Genomic DNA, 1,141 nt, shown 5'->3' on the forward strand with positions numbered 1-1,141 from the left:
CACCGCTGCCACCGCGACCGCGAACAGGTTCGCGATTTCGTCGACCGGCAGAGCCTCGTGAAACCAGTCGCTGGTGCTCGACGCGAAGATCTTCGCCGGCTTGCGCCAGCGCAGCGGCAGGTCGAGCCGGTCCCACTGAACCGCGACCTTGCCGGTCCAGCGGCCACCAGCCGGCGTGCGCTCGGCGAAGCCGTGGCCCCACTGGCCCGGGTCCGAAAACCGTGCCGCCATCGCCTCGGCGTAGCAGCCACCGACGCCACCCGCCCCGCCGCACCCGTGCGACGCGCGCGTGCAGCCGCGGAGCGGGTTCCAGTCCGAGCGATCCGTCCACTCGATGCGGCTCTTGGTCATGACGATTCTCAGAACGGAAGGTCTTCGTCGACCGAACCTGCGATGATGCCGGCATTGCGATCAGTCGCAGCCTTGCGAGCAGCGGCCGCCATGCTCGTGACGTAGGGACTCCCGTTCGTCTGTCCCCACGTCTCGATGAACAACAAACCCGTCGTCAGGATGCGGACACGCTCCGCGAGCGCCTCGGCCCGGGCATACTGCTGGTCACGTTCCTTCGTCGCCTTGGCAAGTCGGTCCGCAAGCTCCACGGTCACATCGACCGAGCGCATAGGGTCCGCCTTCGCAGTCGTTCGCTTGCTCATGTGTCGCTCCTCAGCACATCGTCGAAATCCTGCCCCTCGGGCGCCCAGGCGACCCGGATGGTGCGGCCCTCGCGCGCGTAGCGGGCCGAGGGCCGCGCGAGCGCGCAGCGCGTCTCGAAGGCGTCGGACGTGGAGTCGCCGAGCATCACCAGGTCGACCACATGATCCGGGATCACGATTGCAGGCTGCGTCAGATCCGGCACCGGCCCCCGGACCGACAGCGGACGGCCCGAGGCCTGGTGCCGCGCCGTGGGATGCCGCACATTGGCGGCGGCCGGTCCGCCGAGGTTGCCGAGATCACCCGCGACCCGATAGGCCGTACCGGCGCCGTCGCGGCCGAGCACGCGATGGGCGAGCCACACGGCGAGGGTCTTCTCGAGTCCCTCGCCGAGCACCATGCGGCCCGCATCGGCCCGCTTCGGGAACAGGTCGATCCAGTTGGTTTTCTTCGATCCACGCACCTTCTTCGGGTCGCACAGCTCGCCCGG

2 protein-coding genes and 1 pseudogene are annotated in these 1,141 nt (G+C 69.2%); all 3 read right to left on the minus strand.

Annotated features, from left to right (window positions below):
* Window positions 1-351: DUF5131 family protein (locus ABTU92_RS29920; protein ID WP_408095174.1), on the minus strand; the 351-nt coding region annotated here is incomplete at its 3' end.
* An 8-nt stretch (window positions 352-359) separates the two neighbouring features.
* The gene (locus ABTU92_RS29925) at window positions 360-653 is read right to left on the minus strand and encodes a hypothetical protein (RefSeq protein WP_408095175.1); all 294 of its coding nucleotides are present in this window, start codon (window positions 651-653) and stop codon (window positions 360-362) included.
* A pseudogene (locus tag ABTU92_RS29930) lies at window positions 650-1,141 on the minus strand (hypothetical protein); the annotation flags it as partial. The gene ABTU92_RS29925 and the pseudogene ABTU92_RS29930, both read right to left, overlap by 4 nt.

This window comes from Rhodoplanes sp. SY1 (assembly GCF_046000175.1).
Classification (GTDB): Bacteria; Pseudomonadota; Alphaproteobacteria; order Rhizobiales; family Xanthobacteraceae; genus Rhodoplanes.

Coding starts and splice junctions, on each gene's coding strand:
- ABTU92_RS29925 (WP_408095175.1), bottom strand. CDS start 653: ATGAGCAAGCGAACGACTGCGAAGGCGGACCCTATGCGCTCGGTCGAT.